This is a genomic window from Burkholderia sp. HI2761, assembly GCF_002223355.1.
In the GTDB taxonomy this organism is placed as follows: Bacteria; Pseudomonadota; Gammaproteobacteria; order Burkholderiales; family Burkholderiaceae; genus Burkholderia.
Map to the genome: position 1 here is coordinate 1,922,297 of NZ_NKFN01000007.1, position 25,133 is coordinate 1,947,429.

19 protein-coding genes and 1 pseudogene are annotated in these 25,133 nt (G+C 63.1%); 17 read left to right on the forward strand and 3 right to left on the reverse strand.

Going from position 1 to position 25,133, the window contains the following annotated elements:
- The first annotated feature begins 20 nt into the window (after positions 1–20).
- The 17 genes and pseudogenes from CFB46_RS26295 (at position 21) to CFB46_RS36075 (ending at position 19,878) form a co-directional block, all read left to right on the forward strand.
- Positions 21–4,814, forward strand: a complete 4,794-nt coding sequence (locus CFB46_RS26295; protein WP_179235116.1) for an RHS repeat-associated core domain-containing protein — start codon at positions 21–23, stop codon at positions 4,812–4,814.
- 175 nt (positions 4,815–4,989) lie between these two features.
- A complete protein-coding gene (locus CFB46_RS26300) occupies positions 4,990–6,471 on the forward strand; it encodes an ISNCY family transposase (RefSeq protein ID WP_089501773.1) in 1,482 nt (493 codons plus the stop codon).
- A 191-nt stretch (positions 6,472–6,662) separates the two neighbouring features.
- Positions 6,663–6,887: pseudogene (locus tag CFB46_RS26305) on the forward strand (helix-turn-helix domain-containing protein); the annotation flags it as partial.
- Positions 6,888–6,937: 50 nt separating this feature from the next.
- The gene (locus CFB46_RS36070) at positions 6,938–7,159 is read left to right on the forward strand and encodes a helix-turn-helix domain-containing protein (RefSeq protein WP_373558211.1); all 222 of its coding nucleotides are present in this window, start codon (positions 6,938–6,940) and stop codon (positions 7,157–7,159) included.
- Positions 7,160–7,502: 343 nt separating this feature from the next.
- A complete protein-coding gene (dapA, locus tag CFB46_RS26315; protein ID WP_089501774.1) occupies positions 7,503–8,399 on the forward strand; it encodes a 4-hydroxy-tetrahydrodipicolinate synthase in 897 nt (298 codons plus the stop codon).
- A gap of 14 nt (positions 8,400–8,413) precedes the next feature.
- Positions 8,414–9,580: an iron-containing alcohol dehydrogenase gene (locus CFB46_RS26320; RefSeq protein WP_089501775.1), complete on the forward strand. Its 1,167-nt coding sequence runs from the start codon at positions 8,414–8,416 to the stop codon at positions 9,578–9,580.
- A complete protein-coding gene (locus CFB46_RS26325; RefSeq protein ID WP_089501776.1) occupies positions 9,577–10,857 on the forward strand; it encodes a four-carbon acid sugar kinase family protein in 1,281 nt (426 codons plus the stop codon). The genes CFB46_RS26320 and CFB46_RS26325 overlap by 4 nt, the downstream gene beginning before the upstream one ends.
- An 11-nt stretch (positions 10,858–10,868) precedes the next feature.
- The gene (gene pdxA, locus CFB46_RS26330; protein WP_089501777.1) at positions 10,869–11,894 is read left to right on the forward strand and encodes a 4-hydroxythreonine-4-phosphate dehydrogenase PdxA; all 1,026 of its coding nucleotides are present in this window, start codon (positions 10,869–10,871) and stop codon (positions 11,892–11,894) included.
- A gap of 108 nt (positions 11,895–12,002) precedes the next feature.
- The gene (locus tag CFB46_RS26335; protein ID WP_089501778.1) at positions 12,003–13,421 is read left to right on the forward strand and encodes a sodium:solute symporter family protein; all 1,419 of its coding nucleotides are present in this window, start codon (positions 12,003–12,005) and stop codon (positions 13,419–13,421) included.
- A gap of 23 nt (positions 13,422–13,444) precedes the next feature.
- Positions 13,445–14,632 (forward strand): sialidase family protein, encoded by a 1,188-nt coding sequence (locus CFB46_RS26340; protein ID WP_089501779.1) that lies wholly within the window; start codon positions 13,445–13,447, stop codon positions 14,630–14,632.
- A 104-nt stretch (positions 14,633–14,736) separates the two neighbouring features.
- Positions 14,737–15,543 (forward strand): DeoR/GlpR family DNA-binding transcription regulator, encoded by an 807-nt coding sequence (locus CFB46_RS26345; RefSeq protein WP_089501780.1) that lies wholly within the window; start codon positions 14,737–14,739, stop codon positions 15,541–15,543.
- Between the two features lie 11 nt (positions 15,544–15,554).
- Positions 15,555–16,259 carry an SDR family NAD(P)-dependent oxidoreductase gene (locus tag CFB46_RS26350; RefSeq protein ID WP_089501781.1) on the forward strand — a complete coding sequence of 235 codons (705 nt, stop codon included), beginning with the start codon at positions 15,555–15,557 and terminating at the stop codon, positions 16,257–16,259.
- A gap of 138 nt (positions 16,260–16,397) precedes the next feature.
- Complete coding sequence (locus CFB46_RS26355; protein ID WP_227789658.1) at positions 16,398–16,685, forward strand: VOC family protein; 288 nt, start codon at positions 16,398–16,400, stop codon at positions 16,683–16,685.
- Positions 16,686–16,729: 44 nt separating this feature from the next.
- Complete coding sequence (locus CFB46_RS26360; RefSeq protein WP_089501782.1) at positions 16,730–17,308, forward strand: hypothetical protein; 579 nt, start codon at positions 16,730–16,732, stop codon at positions 17,306–17,308.
- A 217-nt stretch (positions 17,309–17,525) separates the two neighbouring features.
- Positions 17,526–18,737 (forward strand): porin, encoded by a 1,212-nt coding sequence (locus tag CFB46_RS26365; protein ID WP_089501783.1) that lies wholly within the window; start codon positions 17,526–17,528, stop codon positions 18,735–18,737.
- Between the two features lie 351 nt (positions 18,738–19,088).
- Positions 19,089–19,580, forward strand: coding sequence for a peptidoglycan-associated lipoprotein Pal (gene pal, locus CFB46_RS26375; protein WP_089501784.1), 492 nt, complete (start codon positions 19,089–19,091; stop codon positions 19,578–19,580).
- A 133-nt stretch (positions 19,581–19,713) separates the two neighbouring features.
- Positions 19,714–19,878 (forward strand): hypothetical protein, encoded by a 165-nt coding sequence (locus CFB46_RS36075; protein ID WP_174386611.1) that lies wholly within the window; start codon positions 19,714–19,716, stop codon positions 19,876–19,878.
- Positions 19,879–19,974: 96 nt separating this feature from the next.
- Here the strand turns inward: CFB46_RS36075 and CFB46_RS26380 are convergent, their stop codons facing one another.
- From CFB46_RS26380 to CFB46_RS26390, 3 genes are read right to left on the reverse strand one after another with little or no spacing between them, the layout of a single operon-like run.
- The gene (locus CFB46_RS26380; protein WP_089501785.1) at positions 19,975–21,234 is read right to left on the reverse strand and encodes a cytochrome c; all 1,260 of its coding nucleotides are present in this window, start codon (positions 21,232–21,234) and stop codon (positions 19,975–19,977) included.
- Entirely contained in the window at positions 21,231–21,926 is a 696-nt protein-coding gene (locus CFB46_RS26385; protein WP_089501786.1) for a (2Fe-2S)-binding protein, read from the reverse strand. Before CFB46_RS26385 ends, CFB46_RS26380 begins: the two co-directional genes overlap by 4 nt.
- Positions 21,923–24,802: a xanthine dehydrogenase family protein molybdopterin-binding subunit gene (locus CFB46_RS26390; RefSeq protein WP_089501787.1), complete on the reverse strand. Its 2,880-nt coding sequence runs from the start codon at positions 24,800–24,802 to the stop codon at positions 21,923–21,925. The genes CFB46_RS26385 and CFB46_RS26390 overlap by 4 nt, the downstream gene beginning before the upstream one ends.
- Positions 24,803–25,133: the final 331 nt, after the last annotated feature.

Sequence of the window (25,133 nt, forward strand, 5' to 3'; positions counted from 1 at the left end):
CGCGAGCGAGGGCGGAAATCGTGGCACTACCAGCCGTCAAGCATCTCGATCCTGTTGTCGGCGTCGACGTTCACTCGGTACTGGTCACGCCAGGTACACCACCGGTGTTCCTGCCGCATCCTCACGTCGGGTTCATGCTCGATCTGCGCGAATACGTTCAAGCCGCGAAGGCCGTGGTCGGCTGCATCGCGATGATGATCGCGCAGGAGAAGGTGACCGAATACTTCGAAGATCATCCGGAGGATGTGAAGAAGCTGGAACACCTGGCCGACGAAGCAAACCAGCAGGTCAATGAACTGATGGGTGGCGGCAAGCTGTTCAAGGATGACCCCACTGTCGCGGAGGGGATGAAGCTCGCGAAAGAGGCCAACAAGATCAAGAACCGCATCAGTGACGATCTTGGCTCGAACGTCGGATCAGGGGGCAGCAGCGGCAGGCCGATTTTCGTGAACGGGATGATGCGCGCCACGGCCGGGACGCATGCGTACCACGTTCCGGGGTTGCATTTTCCGCTTGGCGAATCGTTTGCTCCACCGCCGGCGGACTTCGAGCCGTCGAACGACGGGGAGTCGTTCATGGGCAGCAAGACGGTGCTCGCCAATAACGATCCGATGTCGTATATGGCGTTGGAGGCGTTGAGTTGCTGGTCGATTGGGATGGAGCCGCCTCCGCACAATAGCGCGCATACAGATCGGACTTATCCGTCGATGCCGAGTTCGGTGATGCTGCCGATTCCAGGAGGACGGCCGGTGTTGGTGGGCGGGCCGCCGATCATGAATATGGCTGCGGCGGCGAAGGGGTTGTTCAAGGCGTTTCGGGGATCGAAGTGGGCAAAGGCGCTGGCGGACAAGCTGCATTTGAAGTCGGGGTTCTTGCGGTGCAATGTACTGAAGGCGGAACCCGTTGACGCAATTACAGGTGAAGTGATTGTGCAGCAGCACGATTTCACGGTCGTCGGTCGCCTGCCGTTGGCATGGAACCGCCATTATGCAAGCCAGCGTACATGGCACGGCACAATTGGCGTGGGCTGGCAAACGCCAGCCGACATCCGGCTCGACCTAATGCAACATGCCGGTAAATTGAGAGTGGTCGCATATTTTCCGGATCATGCTACGGTATTCGACGCGATGCCGGGTACAACCGGGTGGCTTGCCCGCGTGTACGACTGGCAGTATGGACATGCGCTATATCAGCATGATGACCACCTTATCCTGCGTACGCGCGCCGGCATCGAATACGAGTTTGAATTGCCGGCACGTTGGCAACACGCGGTAGACGCGATCACTGAAGACGCCACATTGACGTTGCTCATCGCGCGAATAATTGACCTTCATGGCAATGCATGGGCGTTCGAATGGCGTGAGGATCGCAGCGTTGCGCGGATTGTCGAATGGAAGGGCGAGACGGCAACCGGACGCAGAGTCGAATACGAAACCGCGAAAAAGACAGTAAATGAGATTCGCAGAGATTGCAATGGCAACTATCAATATAATCTTCTGATATCACTGACGCTAATCGATACAGACGGTTACCGATATCGACTCGTTGACTACGAACGCGATCGTAATGGAGATTTGATCGCCGCACTGGATGCCATGAGTCAGTCGCACCATTTTTATTACACAAATAACCATCTAATGGTTCGTCATATGAGTGCGCGTGGAGTTTCGTTCTACTACACTCACCGAATATATGGCGACGGTATTTGGCGGGTCGAACGTGCGTGGGGTGACGAGGATCTCTTCAATTACCGCTTCACCTATGATATCGAACATCACGAGACGCGAGTCACTGACTCGCTTGGTTATACATCGATTTTACAAGCGAACGAACGCGGGATGCCAGTCGCGATGACCGACCCATTGGGCGGCATCTCAAGCTATTGCTACGACGCGAAAGGTCGAACGTGCTCGGAGACTGATCCAGCAAGCAGAGTATCCGGATGGGAATACGACGAATATGGCAATCTGCTTACTCAGACACTGCCAGACAAGAGCATCGTGTATGCCGAGTATGACATGAATCATCGCCGCATCCGTCTAATCGCACCAGGTGGCAGAGAGTGGCAATATCAATGGAACGAACAAGGTGGCTTGATCACCCAGACGGCGCCGACCCATGCTTGCACTCGTTACGAATACAATCAATACGGTCAGATCGTGACGTGGACCGCACCGAGCGGCTCGACGACCCGTTTCTCCTATGATCGTGACGGCAATGTCGAAGAAGTAATCGATGCACGAGGTCGATGCATTCGGTATATGCACGATGCACGGGCTCATATAACATCGATTATCGACTTCCGAGATCGTGCAAGTCACTTTGAATACGATCGCAATGGCAATCTAACACGCGCCATCAAACCAGATGGCCAAGAAATTCACTACACGTATGATGCAGATGGAAATCTTCTGCGCTATCGCGACGCGAATGACCAGATTGTAAAATTTGAATATTCGCTACTCGGGCAGATAACCAAACGACTGATGCCTGATGGCACAGTCGTTCAGTACCAGTACGACTCCGAAGGGCAATTGGTCTGCGTGACAAATGAACTCAAAGAGTGCTATCGGTTCGGACGCGACGCGCTGGGACGAATCATCGAGGAAACTGACTATTGGGGACAATCACGTCGTTACGAGTACGGCGCATCAGGAGAGTTGCGGCGTAGCATCGATCCAATGGGGCAGGCAATCGTTTACGAAACCGACGTGCTTGGACGCGTTGTACAAAAGTACGTACCGGATCCACGTCAAGCTGACGGAATTCGCCGGGAGACATTTTCTTACGATTGTTGCGGCAACTTAGTCGTTGCGTCGAATCCGGATGCCAGGGTCGAATTGACATATGATGCGGCAGGACGTGTGGTTCGGGAAAGGCAAGGAGACGACTGCATCATAACCCATGCATACGACATGTCGGGAAATCACATCGAACGCAGGCTCCGAATTCAATCAAGCGGGCAGTCGATTGAGCATGTGGTGCGCTATGAGTACGATGCCCTTGACGAACTCCAGTCAATTCAAATCGATCAAGAGTGCCCAATAACATTTGATCGTGATGCACATGGTCAGGTTGAGGTAGAGTATCTCGACGATGGTTTGCGGCGCGAACTGTCTTACACGTCAGATGGCATGCTTGCCAAGCAAATCGTAAGACTAGAGTCAAAAATTTTATTCGACAGCGAATATCTATACAATACTCGCGGCGAGATGGTAGAAAAACACGATTCGCGACTCGGTCATGATCGCTTTGAATATGATTTAAGCGGAAAAGTTACGGCACACATTGATTCAACTGGCGAGCATCATCGTTTTTCCTATGATCTGGCCGGCAATCGGTTAAAAACGCGTGCCGTTCAGAATTATCGATACACACCATATCATCGGGGCACCCATTTTGATGCATGGAATATTCAAGACCATGTAAACAATCGCCAGTTTACATTCGATCGCATCGGGAATCTGATACACAGGAGTGGTCCGGAACTGGAAGTCACACTGCGCTGGGATGGTGATGGATTGCTAATCGAAACGTCGTCAGTGCGTCTCGAGGCTAGCAGCATCGGTGACCGATCGAACGTCGGGCGAGAAGTCCACACATGCTATGCATATGACGCATTTCATCGCCGAGTGCGAAAGGTATCGGAGGTTCGAGACTCTGGCGATACATCGACGAGTGCAGAAAGCGTGGCGGGACCGATGTCGCATGCTAGTCGCTTCTTCTGGGATGGTGACATCATGGTGGGCGAAGCGACCATCCGCGAGGCAGACGATCCAATACAGGAGACAGATGGTGTTTCTAACATGTGTGGTGTATTACCGGATAAGTGCAAGTGGGAAAGTACAGCTATTCAAGGTTCGCATTGCAGAAATAGGGAAGGCATTGGTTTGTTTCGTGCGTGGTTTCATTATCCTGAGAGTTTTTTGCCATTGGCTGTCGCTGAACATAGCATCCCGGCATACGGAAGCGGATCAATAGCTAGCACCACAAACGCTCAAGTAAGTGGCGACGGCAAGACGATGACAATGGCTCGTTATTGGGTGCACGTCGCTCCCAATGGAGCGCCGATACGTCTAAGCGATGTTGGAGGAAATGTCGTATGGGAAGCAGCCTACGGAGCTTGGGCCGAAATTCGGCAATACGGATCAAAATATAGGATCGATCAGCCATTGCGTGCTGAAGGTCAATATTGCGATCCTGAAACAGGACTTTATTATAATCGCCACCGATACTATGACCCTCATAGCGGGAGTTTCATTAGCCAGGATCCTCTCGGCCTTGCGGGTGGGATAAATTTGTTTGCGTATGGACCCAACTCGCTGACATGGACGGACCCTCTGGGGCTTGCCAGTAAGGAATCTCCACACCTTCTTTTTGCTGGCATCCTGCGTGGCAACAACCTCATTTATACAGATATTTTGGAAAGCGGTGGACTTACAGCAGAAGAGTCGAATGACCCTCAAATACGCCTAACATCTCATACGGAACCAAAATTCCTTGAACCAATTCTCTCAAAGCTCCGAACCCGCGACGAAATATGGATGCGTGGCGTGGCGAACCCGTGTCGTTCGTGCAAGCGGATTCTTCAACATGTCGCATTTTCTGGGCATCAAGTCTGCTATGCAGCATCGAAAAGCAAAGAAGCTTGGATTTTCCGTGAGGCCAGAGAGGGAGAGAAAGGAGATATTACAATTGAGCGACGTCGTTTCGACAATAAAAGTGGTGTCATTGGAGATTTGATTAAGGTGGAAAATTATCAAGTCACACTCAACAAAGAAACCAATAAACTCAAAATCTGCAAGATGAAATGATGAAGACAAGGTGTGGTGATTCCAGCTGGGTTTTTGTATTTAATTTTACATAACGTGAATTATCGATGGTTTTGGTGTAGTAGCTTTATAGAAATGTCGTGTTCTAGCCATTTAGAAATGTCGTGTTTGGACCTCGGTATGCTGATCGGCTCCCCGTGGGACTACGGAGCTGGCTATGCACCGAGCTGCCTTGGTTACGTTGAACATGCGAGAACTCGACCGTCTGAAGGTGATCCAGGCCGTGGTGGACATGGGACTGAAGCCTGGGCGTGCGGCTGAACGGCTGGGTTTGACGGTGCGGCAGATCGAACGGCTGGTGATCCGATATCGGGAATGCGGTGCAGCCGGACTGACCTCGCGCAAGCGTGGTCGACAAGGTAACCGGCGTCTGGACGAGAATCTGGCCCAGCGGGCTGTTGCGATCATTCGCGAGCGCTACGCCGATTTTGGCCCGACCTTGGCCTGCGAGAAGCTCTACGAATGCCACGACATTCGGCTCGCCAAGGAAACGGTGCGCCGTCTGATGACCGAGGCCGGGCTATGGGTGCCGCGCCGGCAGCGACCACCGAAGGTTTATCAGCCACGCGCGCGCCGTGCGTGCTTGGGCGAGTTGATTCAGATCGACGGTAGTGACCATCACTGGTTCGAGGACCGGGCTTCGCCTTGCACGCTGCTGGTGTACGTGGACGACGCGACGAGTCGGCTGATGGCGCTGCACTTCACGGCAAGCGAGTCGACCTTCAGCTACTTCGAGGCGACGCGCGCGTACCTCGAGCGTCACGGCAAGCCGGGCGCGTTTTACAGCGACAAGGCGAGCGTGTTTCGTAGTACGAAGGCGCAGGAAACCGGCAGCAGCATGACGCACTTTGGCCGGGCGATGTACGAATTGAACATCGACACGTTCTGCGCCAACAGCAGCTCAGCCAAGGGGCGCGTGGAGCGTGCGCACCTAACCTTGCAGGACCGGCTCGTGAAGGAATTGAGGCTGCGCGGGATCAATACGGTGGAGGCGGCCAATGCGTATGCGCCCTCCTTCATGGCCGCCTACAACGCGCGCTTTGCCAAGCCGCCCAAGAGCGAATTTGATGCGCATCGACCACTGAGGAGCGGTGAGAATCTGGATTTGCTGATGACGTGGCGCGAGACGCGCCGTGTCACGAAATCGTTGACGGTACAGTACGACCGCGTGATGTATTTGCTGGATGACACGTTGGAGAACCGCAAGCTGATACACCGCTACATCGACGTATGGGAGTACCCGGACGGGCGCATCGAGATCCGGGCTGATGGGCGGTTGCTGCCCTGCAGGCAGTACGACCGGCTAGCTGAACTGGACCAGGGCGCGGTGGTTGAGCACAAGCGGTTGAGCCACGTATTGCAGGTGGCGCAGGCCATTCAGGCACAGCGCGACGACCGGCGCATCTCTGGTTCGCCTTCCCGCACAAACCAGGGCGAGCCGGTTCGCGCCAAGGAACGCGTGGCGGGCACGAAGAAGCAACGCGAATTCACGCAGGCCGACGTCGAACAGGTCGTGGTGGAGCTATCACAACGCGGAAAGGCGCAATCGCCCCAGAAACCTGGCCGTCGGTCTGCAAAGGCCATCGCAGCAGACGTCAGCGCCCTGCCCGTTCAGGCTCCGTCCTTCGACACTGCATGAGCTGTAACCCGTTAAAGACAAACCTTTTAACCCCTAAAAACACGACATTTCTAAATAGCTGCCGCCACGACATCTTGAAATGGCTATGACATTTGGTGTAGGTCCCAAGTTCAGATGTCGTGTTTCCGCTAAATAAAAATGTCGTGTTTGGGCCTGTAGGTTGATCGCCTGCACCCTTGGGAGCGCCGGCGATGAACGCGACTGGGACGATCACCATGACGATGCGCGAACTGGACCGGTTCCGGTTCAAGGTCATTCAGGACGTGGCGGATGGCAGGCTCAAGCCCGGACGCGCGGCAGAACGACTGGGTTTGACGGTGCGACAGATCGAGCGTCTGGTGATCCGCTACCGGGAATCTGGTGCGGCTGGCCTGACCTCGCGCAAGCGTGGCCAACAAGGTAACCGGCGGCTGGACGATCACCATGACGACGCGGGAGCTGGCTCGTCTGAAGGTTCGTGGAAGCCGTGATCGAGCAGCGTCTGACGCCTTGGCGAGCCGCCGAGCAGCTCGGGATTAGTGGACGGCAGATTGAACGGCTGGTCGCCCGATATCGTGCTGCTGGTCCGGCCGGACTGGTTTCGCCGCGTCGTGGCCGCGCAAGCAATCATCAATTCTGCTCGTCTCAATCTGGAGCGGCGCTCTCACACACTCAAGCGCTCTCCCCAGGCCAAGCGCTTCGAATCTGAGCGATCGCGCCGCCATGGGCCGCTCCCCCGGGTGCGCAACACGCGCGGGTGGAGCTGAACCTCCCCTTTTTCTCAACGAAAATGACCGATCCGCTCACATTAGGGTTTTCATTGACTGATCCGCTCACTGTTTCGACTAAAATGCACAAATCGATCAATTCAAATGATCGAAATGAGCATTTCTACTGAAGGACATCGGACGGCGCGGTCGCCTGCGCAAGTAGCACGGAATGACGCGTTCAGCGGCGCGATCTTGATCGCCGGCACGCGGCCTCCGCTGATGTCGACATAACCCTTGGGAGACGGTAATTCCGCCCGCCGTTCCTTCCGCGATGGAGCAAGCATGTCAATTTCGTTCAAGGGAATCGTTCCCGCGCTGATCACGCCGATGACGGCGGACGAGAATATCGATGAAGACGGTCTGCGCGCGCTCGTCGAACGGCTGATCGAATCGGGCGTGCACGGGCTCTTCGTGCTCGGCACCAATGGCGAATTCATCGCACTGAATGAAGGTGAGAAACTTCGCATCGCGCGCATCGCGGTCAGCCAGGCCCGCTCGCGCGTACCGGTGATCGCGGGCACCGGCGCCTATGCGACGCGCGACGTGATCGACCTGAACCGGAAGATGGCCGAGGTGGGCGTGGACGCCGTGTCGGTGATCACGCCGTATTTCAACGGCGCGACCCAGCCCGAGCTCTACGCGCACTACAAGAAGATCGCCGACGCCACGCCGCTACCGGTCATGCTCTACACGATTCCCGCGAAGGCGGGCATCACGCTGACGGTCGATACCGTGCGCCGACTGTCGGAAATTCCGAACATTCGCGGCATCAAGGACAGCGGCGGCGACTTCGACCGCCTGCTGCAACTGATCGACCTGCGGCGCGACGACTTCTCGGTCTTCACCGGCACCGACTCGATGATTCTATGGACGCTGATCGCGGGTGGCGACGGCGCGGTCGCCGCAACGACCAATGCCGTCCCGCATGTCGTCATGTCGATTTGGAACAGGTTCCAGGCGGGTGATATCGCCGGCGCCCGCGAGGCTCAGGAATCGTTGCGTGCGCTGCGCGATGCGTTCGCGCTGGGGACGATGCCCGTCGTGCTGAAAACCGCCGCGCAGATGCTCGGAATGCCTGCCGGCCCCGCACGGTCCCCCGCCCTGCCGCTCGACGCCGGCGCCCGCGAGCGTCTCTCGCAGGCGCTGTCCATTTATCGCGACGCCGCGCGCAGCCACTGAAACGGATCATCAGCATGACCACCTATCACTTCCAGACCGTCAAGCACATCGTCCACGGCGCCGGCAGCCTCGCCACGCTTCCCGACAAGCTGGCGCTGCTCGACACGCCGGTCGAACGCATCGCGCTGATCACCCAACCGTCGATGGAAGCGCTCGGCATCGCCGATCGCGTGATCGCATCGCTCAACGCGAAGGGCATCGACGTGCGCATCATTCGCGGCGTCGAGCCGGAGCCGACCATCGGCAACGTCGAAACGGTCTACAACGAGCAGATCGCGCCGTTTGCGCCGCAAGCGATTTTGTCGATCGGCGGCGGCAGCGTGCTCGATGCGGCGAAGCTGTTCGCGGTGCGGCTGACCAACGACGAACCGCTGCAGAACTGGCTGGGCATCGATCTGATCAAGCAACCCGGCGTGCCGATGATTCTCGTGCCGACCACCGCCGGAACCGGCTCGGAAGTCACGCCCAACGCGATCGTGACGCTGCCGGACGAATCGTTGAAGGTAGGCATCGTCAGCCGTCACCTGCTGCCGCAAATCGTCATTCTCGATGCGGAGCTGACGCTCGGGTTGCCGCAGCCGATCACGGCCGCGACCGGCATGGACGCGTTCGTTCACGCGCTCGAATCGTACATCTCGACGAAGGCGAACCCGATCAGCGACATGTATGCGATGGAGTCGATGCGCCTGATCGGCGCGAACATCGTCGAAGCGTACGACAACGGCCAGTCGCTGAAAGCGCGCGAAGCGATGATGCTCGGCTCGATGTACGGCGGCCTCGCACTCACCGCCGCCGGCACGGCAGCGGTGCATGCGCTCGCCTACCCGCTCGGCGGCATGTTCAACGTCACCCACGGCGTCGCGAACGCGATGCTGCTGCCGCACGTAATGGCCTTCAATCTCGATGCGATCGAGGGCCGCCTGTCGAACGTTGCGCGCGCACTCGATCTGGCCTCGAAGGCCGATTCGGACGCGGCCGCGGCACGCAAGCTGCTCGTCAGGATCGAGGAATGGACGGCCGCCGTCGAGATTCCGCAGGACCTGCGCAAGTTCGGCGTGTCGGAAGAACATCTCGACGCGCTCGCGGTCGCGGCATCGAAAGTCAAGCGCCTGCTCGGCAACAATCCCAAAGCGCTGACGCTCGACGACATGAAAACCATCTATCGCCGCCTGCTGCCGTGAACGCGCTCGCACGGCACACAGCCCGGCTCCTGATCATCGCCGACGATCTGTCGGGCGCGGCCGATTGCGCGGTGGCCGGGTTGCGTCACGGCCTGACGACGATGGTCCTGCTCGACGCCGGGCATGCATCGACATCGACGGACGGTGTCGACATCCTGTCGATCGACGTCGATTCGCGCCGCGCATCGAAGGACGTGGCGGCCCAGCGCAATGTCGCCGCGGTCGAATCGTTGTCGGCTGCAGGCACGCGCCTCTACAAGAAGGTGGACTCCACGCTGCGCGGCAACGTCGCGGCGGAAGTCGCCGCGCTCGCATTGCACCTCGGCATGGCAATCGTGTGCCCGGCCTATCCGGCCGCCGGCCGCACCACCCGCGACGGACGGCAATGGGTGCGCGGCGTGCCGGTCGAAGCAAGCGAATACTGGCGCAACGAGCACATCGTGGGCAAAGCCGACCTGGTTGCGCTGCTGTCCGCCGAGCATCTGCGCGTCGCGCATGCGGGATTCAGCGAGGTGCGCAGCAGTGAGCCCGGCGCGCTCGCTGCTTACATTCGGCAACTGCAATCCGACGGCATGCAGGCCGTCGTATGCGACGCGGAGTCCGACGACGACCTGCAACGCATTGCCCGCGCGTCCGCGACGCTCGACGGCGTGTTCTGGGTCGGTTCGGCCGGCCTGGCTCCCCCCATCATCGAAGCGCTGGCGCTACCGCGCAGCGTGAGCGGTCCGGCGACCGACGATCAGCATCCGCACGGCCCCGTGCTGACGGTCGTCGGCAGCATGTCGAGCATCTCACATGCGCAACTGGACTGCCTCAAGGCGAACGCCGGCCCTCATCTCGTTGCACTCGAAGTCGCCGTCTCCGCGCTGGACGATCCGCAAAGCGACCTGACGACGGTCGTATGCGACGCGCTGCGCCGTGGCGAGCACGTGGTGGTGTCGTTGAGCCAGACGCACCGCGGGGACGTAAAGGACGGCCTGCTGTTCTGCAACCGTCTTGCATTGCTGCTGGCGCCCGCCATGCCCTACGCCGGCGCGCTCATCGCAACCGGCGGCGAAACGGCGCGCGCACTGCTCGCCGCGGCCGGCGCGAGCGCGTTGCGCGTCGTCGACGAAATCGAGGACGGCATGCCGCTGCTTGAATGCCGGCTGCAAGGAAAGACATTTCCCGTCGTGACCAAGGCGGGCGGCTTCGGCCAGCCCGAGTCGATCCATCACGCCTGGCGTCGGCTTGCGCAGGAACGCAAGACAGCCGACACCACTCAATCCAATCAGTGAAGGAAGCTGCCATGGACAATCGTCCCATCATCGGCATCACCATGGGCGACGCGGCCGGCGTCGGACCGGAAATCATCATGAAGAGCCTTGCCCATGCGGCGGTGTACGACCAGTGCCGCCCCGTGGTCATCGGCGACGCCGCGCGGCTGCGGGATGCCGGTCGCCGCGCGGGCGTCGATCTCGACGTTCGCACGGTCAGTCGACCCGCCGAAGGCGCGTTCCGCGTCGGAGTCGTCGATTGCATCGACCTCGCGCTCATTCCGGCGGACCTGCCGTACGGAAAGCTGTCGCCCGTCGCGGGAGATGCCGCGTATCAATACATCGCGCGCACCGTGGAGCTGACGTCCAAGGGCGAACTCGACGCGATCTGCACCGCGCCGCTCAACAAGGAAGCGCTGCATGCGGGCGGCCATATTTTCCCCGGCCACACGGAAATGCTCGCGCATCTGACGGGCATCGACGAGGTGTCGATGATGCTGGTCGCGCCCAATCTGCGCGTGATTCACGTGACGACGCACATCGGGCTGCTCGACGCAATTCGCAAGATCGAGCCGGGGCTCGTGCAGCGCACGATCGAACGCGCGCACGACACGCTGGTGCGTGCCGGCATCGCGAATCCGCGCATCGGCGTGTGCGGGATCAATCCGCATGCCGGCGAAAACGGCCTGTTCGGCTACGGCGAAGAGGAACAGAAGATCGTTCCGGCGATCGAGGTTCTTCGGGCGCGCGGCTGGGACGTCGAAGGCCCGCTGCCGGCCGATACGCTGTTTTTCCGTGCGGGGCGCGGCGATTTCGACGTGGTCGTCGCGATGTATCACGACCAGGGACACGGGCCGGTGAAAGTGATGGGCCTCGAAGCCGGCGTGAACGTGACGGTCGGCCTGCCCGTCATCCGCACATCGGTCGACCACGGCACCGCCTTCGACATCGCCGGCAAGGGCATCGCCGACGAACGCAGCCTGCTGGAAGCATTCCGTCAGGCCGTGGACCTCGCGACGCGGCGCAACGAGTCGTCGCCCGTCGCCACCGCCGCGTAAGCGGAGGACGCAACGACACGCACTATCCGCGAGCGACATCGGCAGGCACATGCCGGATCGCTTGAGGCACCGAACGCACATCAACCGAAGGTAACGTGGAGACAAGCGATGGCCACCTTCAGTTATTGGGACACAGCCACCATCATCGGGATGGTGGTCGCCTACATCGTCATTACCAGCCTCATCAGCATTCGCCTGCGCAGCCGCAATTCCGAGCAGTTCATGGTGGCCGGGCGCTCGATGCCGGCGCTGGTGGTCGCGATCCTGCTGATGTCGGAATTCATCGGCGCGAAATCGACGGTGGGCACCTCGCAGGAAGCTTTCTCTGCCGGCATCGCCGCGTCGTGGTCGGTGCTGGCGGCCGCCATCGGCTTCCTTTTCTTCGGTCTGTTCATGGCCAAGCGGCTCTATGCGTCCGGTGAGTTCACGATCTCCGGATTCATCGCGCAACGCTACGGCCATGGCGCGAAGCTCGCGGTCTCGGCGATCATGATCTACGCGCTGTTCGTCGTGAACGTCGGCAACTACGTGAGTGGTGCGGCGGCGATCTCGACGGTCATGCATATCAACCTGCCGACGGCCGCCATCATCACCGCGACCGTCAGCACGATCTATTTCGTCTGGGGCGGCCTCAAGAGCGTCGCGTATCTCACGGTCGTTCACAGCGCGGTGAAGCTGCTCGGCATCGCGATTCTGGTCGGCGTCGCATGGAAGCTGTCCGGTGGCATTGCGCCGATGGCGCAGCACATGCCCGCGCACTACTTCACGTGGACGGGCGCGCTGTCCGGCGGAACGATCGGCGCGTGGATCATCGGCACGGCCGGCGCGATCTTCTCGACGCAGTTCATCATCCAGGCCATCTCGGCCACCCGCAGCCCCGAGGGTGCCCGTGCATCGTCGCTAATGGCCGCGCTGCTGTGCGTGCCGATCGGGCTCGCGCTCGGCTTCATCGGCGTGACGGCGAAGTACCTGTATCCCGAGATCAAGAGCCTGTACGCCCTGCCGGTGTTCCTGCAGCACATGAACCCGATCCTGGCCGGCATCGTCACGACGTCGCTCGTGGCCTCGATCTTCGTGAGCGTCTGCACTGTCGCACTGGCCATCGCATCGCTGATCGTGAAGGACTTCTATGTGCCCCGCTTCAATCCGACGCCCGACGTCGAGCTGAGAATGACGCGCTGGATTTCGCTGATCGTCGGCTTCCTGCCGCTGATCTTCGTGCTGTTCGTCCCGCAAATCCTCGCGTTGTCGTTCTTCAGCCGTGCGCTTCGCCTGTCCGTATCGGTCGTCGCGCTGATCGGCATCTACCTGCCGTTCTTCAGCGGCAAGCGCGGCGCCGTGTCGGCACTCATCGTCGCGACGATCGCCACGACGCTCTGGTATCTGCTGGGCAATCCGTTCGGCATCGACAACATGTACGTCGCGCTCGTGACCCCGGCCATCGTGCTGATCGTCGGCAAGCTGTTGTTCCATGGCGAGAGATCGGATCTTCGGGACAAGCGGCTCACGCATCGCGAATCGCACTAACGTCGCCACTCGAGAGACATTTCATGAGCACGAATTTCGTTGAAGCGGCGAGCGCCGCGTCGGATCATCGCGTTCGCGCCGCGTATGCCGACGCGGAACGCCAGGAAGCGTTCCTGCCCACCGCGTGCGTGCAGAATCACGCGGCCAACCTGCACTGCCTCGACAACGGCGACCTGCTGTGCGTATGGTTCGGCGGCACCCAGGAAGGCATTCCGGATGTATCCATCTACCTGTCGCGTCTCGCGGCCGGGACGAACGAATGGTCGCCGCCGCGAAAGCTGTCGGACGACCCGACCCGCTCCGAACAGAATCCCGTGCTGTTCACCGCGCCGGACGGCCGCCTGTGGCTGCTCTACACCGCGCAGCTGTCCGGCCACCAGAACACCGCGATCGTGCGCCGTCGCGTGTCGACGGACAACGGCATCACCTGGGGCCCCGTCGAAACGTTGTTCGATCGCCCGGGGACCTTCGTGCGCCAGCCGATCGTCGCTCTCGACGGCGGCACGTGGATTTGTCCGATATTCCTGTGTCGCACGGAGCCCGGCGAGCGATGGGTCGGCAACGACGACGTCAGCGCGGTGATGGTGTCCGACGACCAGGGCGTGTCGTGGACGCTGCATGAAGTGCCGAACAGCGTCGGGTGCGTGCACATGAACGTGCACGTACTGCACGATGGTTCGCTGCTCGCGCTCTACCGCAGCCGTTGGGCGGACTTCGTCTACGCGAGCCGCTCGACGGATGGCCGCACGTGGAGCGCGCCCGCACCGACCGACGTGCCGAACAACAACTCGTCGATTCAGTTTGCAGTACTTCAGAACGGGCACCTCGCGCTCGTATTCAACGAAAGCGATGCATCGCACGGCAACGCGCGCCGCGCTTCCCTGTACGACGACATCGAAGATTCGGAGGACAGCGGCGGGCTGCGCGACCAGAAGGCGTCCTCCCGCGGCACGGCCTTTTGGGGCGCACCGCGCGCGCCGATGTCGCTGGCGATCTCCGAGGACGGCGGCAGGACCTGGCGGCGGCGCCGCAACCTGGAAATCGGCGACGGCTACTGCATGACGAACAACTCCGCGGACCAGCGCAACCGGGAATATTCGTATCCGTCCATCGTGCAGTCGCGGGACGGCACGTTGCACATCGCGTTCACGTGGTTCCGCCAGAAGATCAAGTACGTGCGCGTCGACGAGGCGTGGGTTCGCGGTCGATGAGCGCCGTCGCGGCAAATGGCGGGTCACTGCCGCAATTCGATAAACTTGTCGGTCGCGAGGCGCGAACTAGCGCGCCCATTCGATCAGACCAGGACATCACGCACATGAAAGTGACCAGGCGCCGGGAGGCGATGCTGCAGGCCGTGCTCGGGGGCATGACGGACGTTGCGACGTTGTGCGAGCACTTCGGAATGTCGGAAGCGACGGTTCGACGGGATCTGCGTGCGCTGGCGAGCGACCGGCGCATTCTTCGCACGTACGGTGGTGCCGCCGCGGTCGGCGGCCACGAGCCGGAACTCTCGCTCGAGGAGCGGCGCGTCAGTTCGCAGGAACAAAAGGAGGCGATTGCGCACGCGGCGAGCGCGTTCGTCGAGGACGGCGACACCGTGTTCCTGGACGGTGGCACCACGACGGCGGCGCTGGCACGGGTACTTGCCGGCCGGACCGAGGTTCACGTCGTCACCAACAACCTGTTGATCGTGAGTGCCCTCGCGTCGTCCGGCGTTCCCGTGACGGTGATCGGCGGCGACGTCCGGTCGTCCAGTATGAGCACGCTCGGGCCGCTCGCGCAGATCGCGCTGAGCCGCCTGAGCGTCGACAAGGCGTTCCTCGGTGCCGATGGCGTGGTCGCCGAACTCGGCTTGTGCGAGGCAAGCAGCGAGCAGTCGTATCTGAAGGAGTGCGTGATGCGACAGGCCGCCGAGGTTTTCGTGCTCGTGACCGCGGACAAGCTCGGGCGCGCTAGCCAGCAGCACTGGTCGCCACTGGAGCGCGACTGGACGCTCGTGACGGACGATGCGGCTCTCCACGAGCAGCTCGAACCGTTCCATGCGCAAACGCGGGCTACGGTTCATGTCGTCGGTACGAAGGCCACGTCGGCATCCGGTGGTTCATCGCAGGATCCAACCTAGTAGGAGCGAGCGTGGGTCGATTGGAGCACTCGGGTTCGGGTTTGCGCCATGCCGTCGTCACGGGCGCGTCGTCGGGAATCGGCCGCGCCATCGTCGATCGGCTGCTCGCCGACGGCTGGCGCGTCACGGGACTGTGCCGGTCGCACGTCGCCGCGACTCGCGATGCGCTGAAAATCGTGTCGGTCGACGTCACCGATTTCGCTGCGCTCGGGCCCGTATGCGATGAACTGGGCGCGGTCGACGCACTCGTGCATGCGGCCGGCTTCATGCGCACCGCACCGCTCGGCCAGCTATCGCACGAGGACGGCACGGCGATGTGGCGCCTGCACGTCGAGTCCGCCATCTTCCTCGCCGATCGTCTGGCGCCGCGGATGGCGGCCGGCGGCCGCATCGTGTTGCTGGGCAGCCGTACCGCCAACGGCGCGGCCACGCGCAGCCAGTATGCGGCGACCAAGTCCGCGCTGGTGGGTCTCGCGCGGTCGTGGGCCGCGGAACTCGCACCCGACGGCATCACCGTCAACGTCGTCGCGCCCGGCGCGACGGACACGCCGTTCCTGCGCGATCCGGCGCGCGCGGCAACACCCCCGAAGCGTCCACCGATCGGGCGATTCATCACGGCCGAGGAAGTCGCCGCGTTGACGGGCTTTTTGCTGAGCCCTGCCGCAGGCGCGATCACCGGGCAACAGATCGTCATGTGCGGCGGTGCATCGCTTTGACGCGGCGAGATCAGCGCCTCCGCCAATCGCTCCGGTTCAACACGGAACCCGACCGCCCACGCCGTTGCAACCGCATCGAACTCAACGAAATGCTTCAGCAAACCGGTATGCGTTGAGGTCATTCTCGCCAGCACGCTGATGATCTCGGACGAGTTCCCGGAATACGATCTCTTCGCCCTTGACCCGGACGGCAACGCGCCGATGGCGCTCCATCTTCATGTCGACGGCGCCGATGCGACGATCGCCGCCGCCGTCGCGGCCGGCGCGCGCGTGACGCGTGCGCTCCAGGACCAGTTCTACGGCGAGCGTTCGGGCCGGATCCGCGATCCGTTCGGTTACGATTGGCTGATCGGGCATACGATCGAAGCGGTCGAACCCGACGAAATGCAACGGCGTTACACGGCGCTGCTGTCCGGCGATCAGTAAGCAATTCGGACGGCATACCCCGAGCGATCACTCCGACATCCGCGATGCACTACCACCCCGACGACATCAGCCGGCTTTTCCTCGGTATTCCGACGCTGCAGTTGAACCGCCCCGCGCCGGCCGAACGGTTTCTCGCCGTCGCCGTCGATACCGGCGTCGAACTCCGGCAGGTGCTGCGCGACTACCCGCATGTCCGCTACCAGCCCCTCGACTTCCACTATCTATGCCAGCAAAGCCTGTCCGCGCTGGACGACGCGCTGCTGGCCGACCTGACACGTGACATGCGGCATGGCTGGCGCGGCGCGCACTGGGCCGCGCTGCTGATCGCGTTGTCGGGCAACGCGCGTTATCTGCCGCACCTCGACGAGGCTAGGCGCCACCGCGGCGTCGAATGGACCGCCGAGCTTGCCGAAGCTGCATCGGCAGCCAATGCGCAATCGTCGGCCTGCCGTTGCTGCCGGTCGATCGTGCAGTTGCGCAAACAACTGGCCGAGTTGCCGCGCGTCGTCGTGCGGTTGAGGCCCTGGTTTTCACCCGAAGCGCTCGAAGCGAGGGCAAACGCCGTTCGCATTGCCTATCGAAGCGGCGGCGCCGATGCGGCGCTGCCGATCGCCCGTCGCTAGGCGCTCGGCCCACCCTCGCGCGCTGACGCGCCGAATCCCACGCACCGCCACGCACGCCTCCCTCCCCGACCGCTTCCCCGCAGTCGCCGCATCTCGATTCCGAGCGATTCCGCAGAGGACCTTTCCTGCGCAGCGCCTTAATCGACCGCCGCCCGATCTCCAATAATGGCCGCTCGATCCATCGGCCGCCAGGCCGGTCCAACAACAACAAACACCTATGCATTCCTGCCAATCGAACCAGCATGCCGGCGCACGCGTCGCGGGGACCGTCATTGCCGCCTGTCTGACCGGCTTCGTGCCGGACGTCGCGCTTGCTCAGAGCAGCGTGACGCTGTACGGCCTGATCGACACGTCGATCACCTACTCGACCAACCAGCGCACGCGCGGTGCCGGCTCGCCCGGCAGCGGCGGCGTCGCGATGACGAGCGGCGCGCTGAACGCATCGCGCTGGGGGCTGCGTGGCCGCGAGGATCTGGGCGGCGGAACGGCCGCGGTCTTCGCGCTCGAAAACGGTTTCTCGGGCACCACCGGCAAGCTGTCGCAGAAAGGCGTCGACCTGTTCGGCCGCCAGGCGTGGATCGGCGTGAGTTCTCAGACGGCCGGCACGCTGTCGTTCGGCCGCCAGTACGACCTGATCCTCGATTTCGTAACGCCGCTTGGCGCGTCCGGCCCCGGCTGGGGCGGCAACCTCGCGGTTCACCCGTACGACAACGACGATTCGAACCGCAATCTGCGCATCAACCACGCGGTGAAGTACACGAGCCCGATGGTTCGCGGGCTGAGGTTCGGCGCGATGGTCGGGTTCTCGAACACGGCCGGCCAGTTCTCCAACAACGCGGTGTGGAGCACGGGCGTGTCGTATGCGAACGGGCCGTTGAAGCTCGGCGCCGGCTACCTGAAAATCAGCCGCGACCGCAACGCGCCGAACCCGGACGGCGCGCTCAGCACGGTCGACGGTTCGGCGACGATCACGGGCGGCAACCAGCAGATCTGGGCGATGGCCGGGCGTTATGCATTCGGGCCGCACTCGGTCGGCGCCGCGTGGTCGCATTCGACCACCGACGGCGTGACGGGCGTGCTTCAGGGCGGCAACATCGTGCCGCTGAAGGGCGAATCGCTGGTTTTCGACAACTTCACGATCGACGGACACTACTTCGTCACGCGTGCGCTGAGCGTCGCCGCCGCGTACACGTACACGATGGGCCGCTTCGACACCCGCACGGGCCAGACGCGCCCGAAATGGAACCAGGTCGTCGCGCAGGTCGACTATGCGCTGTCGAAGCGCACGGATGCCTATCTCGAAGGCACGTACCAGAGCGTGAGCGGCGGCAACGGCAATCCGGCATTCAACGCGACCGTCTGGACCTTGACGCCTTCCGCGAACGGCAACCAGGCCGTCGTCGCGCTGGGGCTGCGGCACAAGTTCTGACGAGCCGCGTGCGCCGCGGCCTCACGCGGCCGTGCCCCATGCGCGGCCTTGTCCGCTGTGGCGTGCGGCACATACCGCACCCCGCTGGCGATAGCAAGAATGCCTCCCGACTGTCGCGTTTGCGCAAAAAATGCGGAGAAACTGGGCACGTTGTGACATTTTTCCTAATCTATTTGCAGCGACGCCGCGATCCGGCGTTCCGGTCGCAACATTCTTTCATCTGGCGCACCATCGGCTTACGAGCCCGCATCACGGCAACGGAGCCGGACCTTTCGCGCCATGGCGGCCGGACAGCTGCGTGCGGATGGCACGCGCCACGCTTTCAATGCAGTCAACCGCTGGAGACGAACGATGAGCAAAATGAACCGAATTGCGGTCCTGGCAACTTTCGTACTGCTTGCCGGTTGTCACAACGCGGCGAAAACGCCCGAGAATGCCGGCGCGGCGCCGCAGCCCTCGAGCGAAACCGTCGCGACGGTGACGGCCGACGATCTGAACAACCCGAACAGCCCGCTCGCCAAGCGCAGCATCTACTTCGATTTCGACCAGTACTCGGTGAAGCCCGAATTCCAGTCGCTGCTACAGGCGCACGCCGACTACCTGCGCAGCCATCCGGCGCGGCACGTGCTGATCCAGGGCAACACCGACGAGCGCGGCACGTCCGAATACAACGTCGCGCTCGGCCAGCGCCGCTCGCAGGCCGTGATGAGTGCGCTCGAAACGCTTGGCGTGCAGGCCACGCAACTGGAGGCGGTCAGCCTCGGCAAGGAGAAGCCGGTCGCGCTCGGCCACGACGAGGAAGCGTGGGCGCAGAACCGCCGCGCCGATCTCGTCTATCGTTGATCCAGGCGCCGCCGCCGCGGCGATACGTAAAAAGCATGGAATAACTGCGCCGCCGAAACGTCTTTTCATCGCGCAGACGCGCGGTTCACGCGAACCGCCTTTCCTGTCGCCTGCGCGCTGCAAGGAGATTGCAATGAAATCGGCAACGTTGGCTGCGGCACTGATCGCGGCGCTGGTGCTCGTGCTGTCGGCGGGCTGTACGTCGTCGGGCAGCGGCGTGTCGCAAGGCCCGGGCATGAGCCGGTATGGCGGCTCGGGCGGCAGCGGAGGCGGTGGCGGAGGGGGCGGAGGCTACTGACCTGGCGCGCCGCTGCACGAAAAACCGGGCGACGCATCGCGCGCGAGCGCCGGAAACCGGCTGCCTCGCCCGCGACGCCCTGCCCCCGGGCACGACTCAGCGCATCGCCTTCACGTCGGCCGGCGTGACGCTCGCGGGCTGGCCGCCCCACGTCGCGCGCAGGTAGTTCGCGAGCTGCGCGAGTTCGTCGTCGCTAAGCGTGCGCGCGAAGCCCGGCATCGGCTGCAGGTTTTCGAAGCCGGCGAACTTCTGTTCGTCGATGCCGTCGAGCATCGCGACCAGCAGGTTGCGCGGATCGCCCTGGCGCACCGTCGAGTTGCCGTTCATCGGCACCGCCACGTGCGGCTTGCCTTCGCCGTTGAAACCGTGACAGCCGGCACAGACCGCGAGATACACCGAGCGGCCGGCGGCCAGCTGAGCGGCGTCGGCCGACACCGGCTTCACCGGTTGCGGCGCGGGCGGCGTATCGCCGAGCAGGTACACCGACAGCGCGCGCAGGTCCTCCTTCGTCAGGTACTGCGTGCTCAGGTGCACGACCGGATACATCTCGCCGAACGCCGAGCCTTGCGGTGCGATGCCGACGCCGAAGAACGTCTGCAGGTCGGTACCCGTCCAGCCGCGCGCGGCCAGACCGGCCGGCGTGATGTCGGGCGCGGCCACACGGCCGAGCGCCGCCCCCGCGAACGGCTTCGCACCGTCGAGTTGCCCGGTGAACGCGCGCGGCGTGTGACATTCCGCGCAGTGGCCGAGCGCACCAGCGAGATAGCGGCCGCGCTGCCAGTCGGCGGATTGCCCGGCCGACGCATCCGGCAGGCTGTCCTTCAGGAACACCATGTCCCAAAAGACCATGCCGAAGCGCAGGTTGTACGGGAACTTGAGTTCATGCGCACGGTTTTCCTGCGCGACCGGCTTGACCGTCATCAGGTACGCGTACATCGCGTCGGTGTCGGCACGCGTGAGCTGCCGGTACGACGTGTACGGCATCGACGGGTACAGGCGCTTGCCCGGCGCCTTGCCGTCGTGCAGCGCGGCGTAGAAGTCGTCAGCGCTCCAGTTGCCGATCCCGTGATCCTTGTCGGGCGTGATGTTCGAGCCGTAGAACGTGCCGAACGGCGATTCGAGCGCCGCGCCGCCGGCGAACGGCGCGCCGTCCTTCGCGGTGTGGCACGCCGCGCAGTCGGCGGCCTTGACGAGATAGCGCCCGCGCGCGATCTGGTCGGCGCCGGGTGCGCCGGACGCCGCGCTCGACGCCGGCGCGTCGTGGCCGCCGCAGGCGGCGAGCAGCAGCGCGCAGGCCGCCGCGAGCGCGGGCAGGCTCGCGGCCCGTGCGACACGATGAGCGAATGTGCGTTTCATGCGGCGTCCTTCACGAGTCCCGGCGTCGTCAGCACCACGTCCTTGACGGCTTCGTAGTAGCGGACATAGCCCGTGCAGCGACAAAGATGCGCGTCGAGCGCATCGGTGATTGTGCGCTCCACGTCGGCCTTCGCGATCGGCTCGCGCTTCAGGCGTTCGATCAGCACGGTCGCCGCGTTGACGAAACCCGGCGTGCAGTAGCCGCACTGGAAGCTGAAGTGCTCGAGGAACTTCTGCTGGATCGGCGACAGCTCGACCACTTCCCCGGCTTCGTTGCGCTTCGCATGGCCTTCGATCGTGCGGATCGAACGGCCGTGGAAGAAGTGCGCGCCGGTAATGCAGGTGCGCATCTCCTCGCTCGTGCCGTCCGGCTTGTCGACGATCACGACGCACGCGTGGCAGATGCCCTGCCCGCAGCCGAGCCGCGAACCGGTGAGGCCGGCGTACTCGTGCAGGAACTCGATCATCATCAGCTCTTCGGGCACCTGCATCGGGCCGACGGACTTGCCGTTGATCCTGACCGACAGCGGCTTCTGCTGGAACCGGACGAGCGGACGCTCCACGGCAGCCGATGCCGATGCCGGCGCGGCAGGCGCGGACGCCGGTGCGACGGAAGCCGCGGTCGGTGCGGCGGCGCCGGTCGCAGCCGCGCCGGCGCTCGCGGCCGAAGCCGCGGTTTGGGCGGTCGTCATGCGAGCACCTCCTGAATCTTTTGCGGGGTCACCGGCAAGTCGGTGAAACGATGGCCGATCGCGTGCGCGATGCCGTTCACGATCGCGCCGACGACAGGGATCATCACCACTTCGGCGACACCCTTCGGCGGATCGGTTTCGGACAGCGGTGGCAGCACGTCGTCCGTCTGCGTCCAGACGGCGACGTCGGACGCGCGCGGCAACTGATAACAGTTGAAGTTCCACGTGCCGTTGCCGGGGCCGTCCTCGTAGAGCGGCAGGTATTCATGCAGCGCATGGCCGATGCCCATCGCGAGACCGCCCTGCAACTGGCCCGACACGAGCTGCGGCGAAATCTGGTTGCCGCATTCCATGATCGAGTGGTGCGTGAGCAGTTCGACCTTGCCGGTCGCTTCGTGCACGGCCAGCTCGACGAGCGTGCCGACCGCCGTGTAGTACGTGACGGCCGCGTTGTTGCGGCTCGTCGGCGGGATGAACACGCGCTTGCGATCGAGCACGCGATAGCCGTTCGCGGTCGGCGGCAGCGTGCCGCGCAGCGCGGTCGCGCCCGACGGTGCGGCGGTGCCCGGCACCGGGCCGTCGTCGGCCCCGGTCTTCGGCGCGCCGACACGCAGCGACAGCCCGTCGATCGGCAGACGCTCGACCGTGCCGCCCACGTCGAACTCGGCGTCGGTCCACTGCCAGCGGTTGAACACGTGCACGACGGCGCCGGTCGGCAGGCCGAGCGCATGCGCCTGCTTCGCGAGCTGCTCGAACGTCAGCGGCTCTAGGCCGTCGGCGGTCAGCTTGCCGTCGACCCAGCGCGCATCTTCGATACGAATCGTGTACGGCGCGGCCTGGCCGCCGCCCAAGCCACGCGTCCAGATCGACATCGCGGCCGGCCACAGCCCGTAGCGGAACACCGCGCGCGCGGCCTCGCGCGTGCTGTGCGTGAAGTAGTACGCCGAATTCGTCGCGCTCGACGGCGACGCATAGCCCGGCGACCAGCGCGGGTTCGCGCTCAGGCGGTCCTGCTCGGCCTGCGACATCAGGTACGGATCGCCGCTCGTCTCGACCGGCAGGTCCGGCCATTCGGTCAGGGCCACGCGGACGTCGGTCGCCGGGCGGCCGAGCCATTTCGCGACCGCGACGGCCTGCGACGTCGACATCCCCGTGCCGATCTCCGCGGCCGTGTGTTGCAGCGACACCTTGCCGTGCACGTCGAATTCGACCTTCGCGAACGATGCTTCCGCGCCCGTGCCGAAATCCTTCTGCACGCACGCGAAGCCGACGCCGTAGCGCTTGCCCGGATGCGCGGCCTCGAATTCGGCCTTGCGCGCGGCGCGGCGCGTCCACAGCGGATGCTGCTTCGCACGCTCCAGCACTTCGTCGACGCGCAGCGCGCCGGCGGGAATCGCGCCCTGCGTGTTCTTCATCCCCGAACGCAGCGCGTTGCGCAGACGGAAGTCGATCGGATCGATGTTCAGTTGCGCGGCGATCTCGTCGATCGCCATCTCGGTCGCAGCCATGCTCTGCAGCGTGCCGTAGCCGCGTGCGGAGCCGGCGTCGATCGCGCGCGACGCGATCGCGACCGCCGCGAGGTCGCTCTTCGGGAAGTAGTAGATCGATTGCGCGGCGGTGGCGCCGACCATCGCGACCGACGGCGAGAAGTTCGAGCGCCCGCCACCGTTCGCCTCGAAGTCGCCCTTGAACGACTGCAGCAGGCCCGTATTGCGGTCGACCGCAATGCGGTAATGCATCTTGAACGCGTGACGCTTCAGCGACGTCTGGAACTGTTCGTAGCGGTCGTTCGCGAAACGCACCGGGCGGCCGTCCGCGTACAGCGCGCAGACGAGACCGTAGAACGGCACGTTGCAGTGATCCTTCGAGCCGTAGCCGACCGTGTAGCACGGATGCACGAACAGCTTCTTCACCGGGAAGCGGCATTTCGCGACCATCGCGGCGGCGTTCTCCGACACTTCGAGCGGCGACTGGGTCGGCACGACGAGGTGCAGCGCTTGCGTCGCGGCGTCGTACCAGCAGTTCGCGTTGTCGGGTTCGAGCGCGGCCGTATCGACCGACTGCGTGTTGTATTCGCGGTCGAACACGAGCCAGTCGGCCGACGGATGATCGAGCTCGCCGGCGATCTGCCCGGCGAGGAACATGCCCTGCTCGTCGAGCTTGCCGTGCTCCTTGCCGTCCGGCCAGACCGGCAGGTGCTTGCGCATCATGCTCGGGAAGATCGGCGCGTCCTTCAGGCTCGAATAGACGTCGTCGTCATAGGCGGTCTTGCCGCCCACACGCACGTAACGGAAGGTGCCCCACGGATCGCGCTCGAGCGGGCCCGTGACCGTGCCGTAGCGGATCACGTCGTCGCGGAACTTCAGCGCATTCTTCGCGAAGCGGAAGCGCGCGAAGTCGTGATAGATCAGGATCGCGACCGCATGGCCGAGATACGCGGGCGTCTTGCCGGCCGGCAACAGCATGTCGTCGCCGTAGAACGCCGGGAACGCGACGCCGTCGCGCGCGAGATCGTCGGCCGTGACCACGCGGTCCGGCTTCAGCTCGTCGCCGAGCAGCGACAGGTCGAAGCCTTCGTATGTACGATCGGCCTGCGTGACGCGCAGGATCATCGCGTGCGACTGCTGCTGCGGCCAGTGCGGCATGTCGGCGGCGCGCACGTCGCGGGCGAATACTTTCGAGCCCGTGACCTTCGCGATACCGTCGATGCGGAATTGAGGGATGCCGGTGACGCTATCCCATTTGACGGGAGTGAGGAGTTTTTCTTCGAAGAGCGCCGCGAACGCGCGGCTGCCGATGGGCGCGACATACACCGCGACGCCCGCCAGCACGCTGGCTTTCAGAAAACCCCGCCGTGACAGGCCGTGGTTTTTCATTGGGGGAACCTCCTGAGGCGGCTCGGACGGCGATCGGGTGTCGCGGCGTTCGGAGCGGCGCGCATTCTGGCATTGTTTTTGATATATCGCCTATAGTATTTCCCGCATGAAATACTTATCGAAATTCTTATAACGGGACTCAGCCGGGCTGCGGCGGGTGGTCGCGGGGGCGATTCGTTGTTCGTTTGCGTGCGGCTGGCGGCCGCCGCGCCGGCTTCGCGGTCTGCGATCGGCCGCCGCACATCGTTCCGTTCGCAACGATGCTGCCTTCGCGCCGACGAATCCGCAAGCCTCCCGCAGCCGTGGTTTACGACTACCGCGCGAGGCGGTG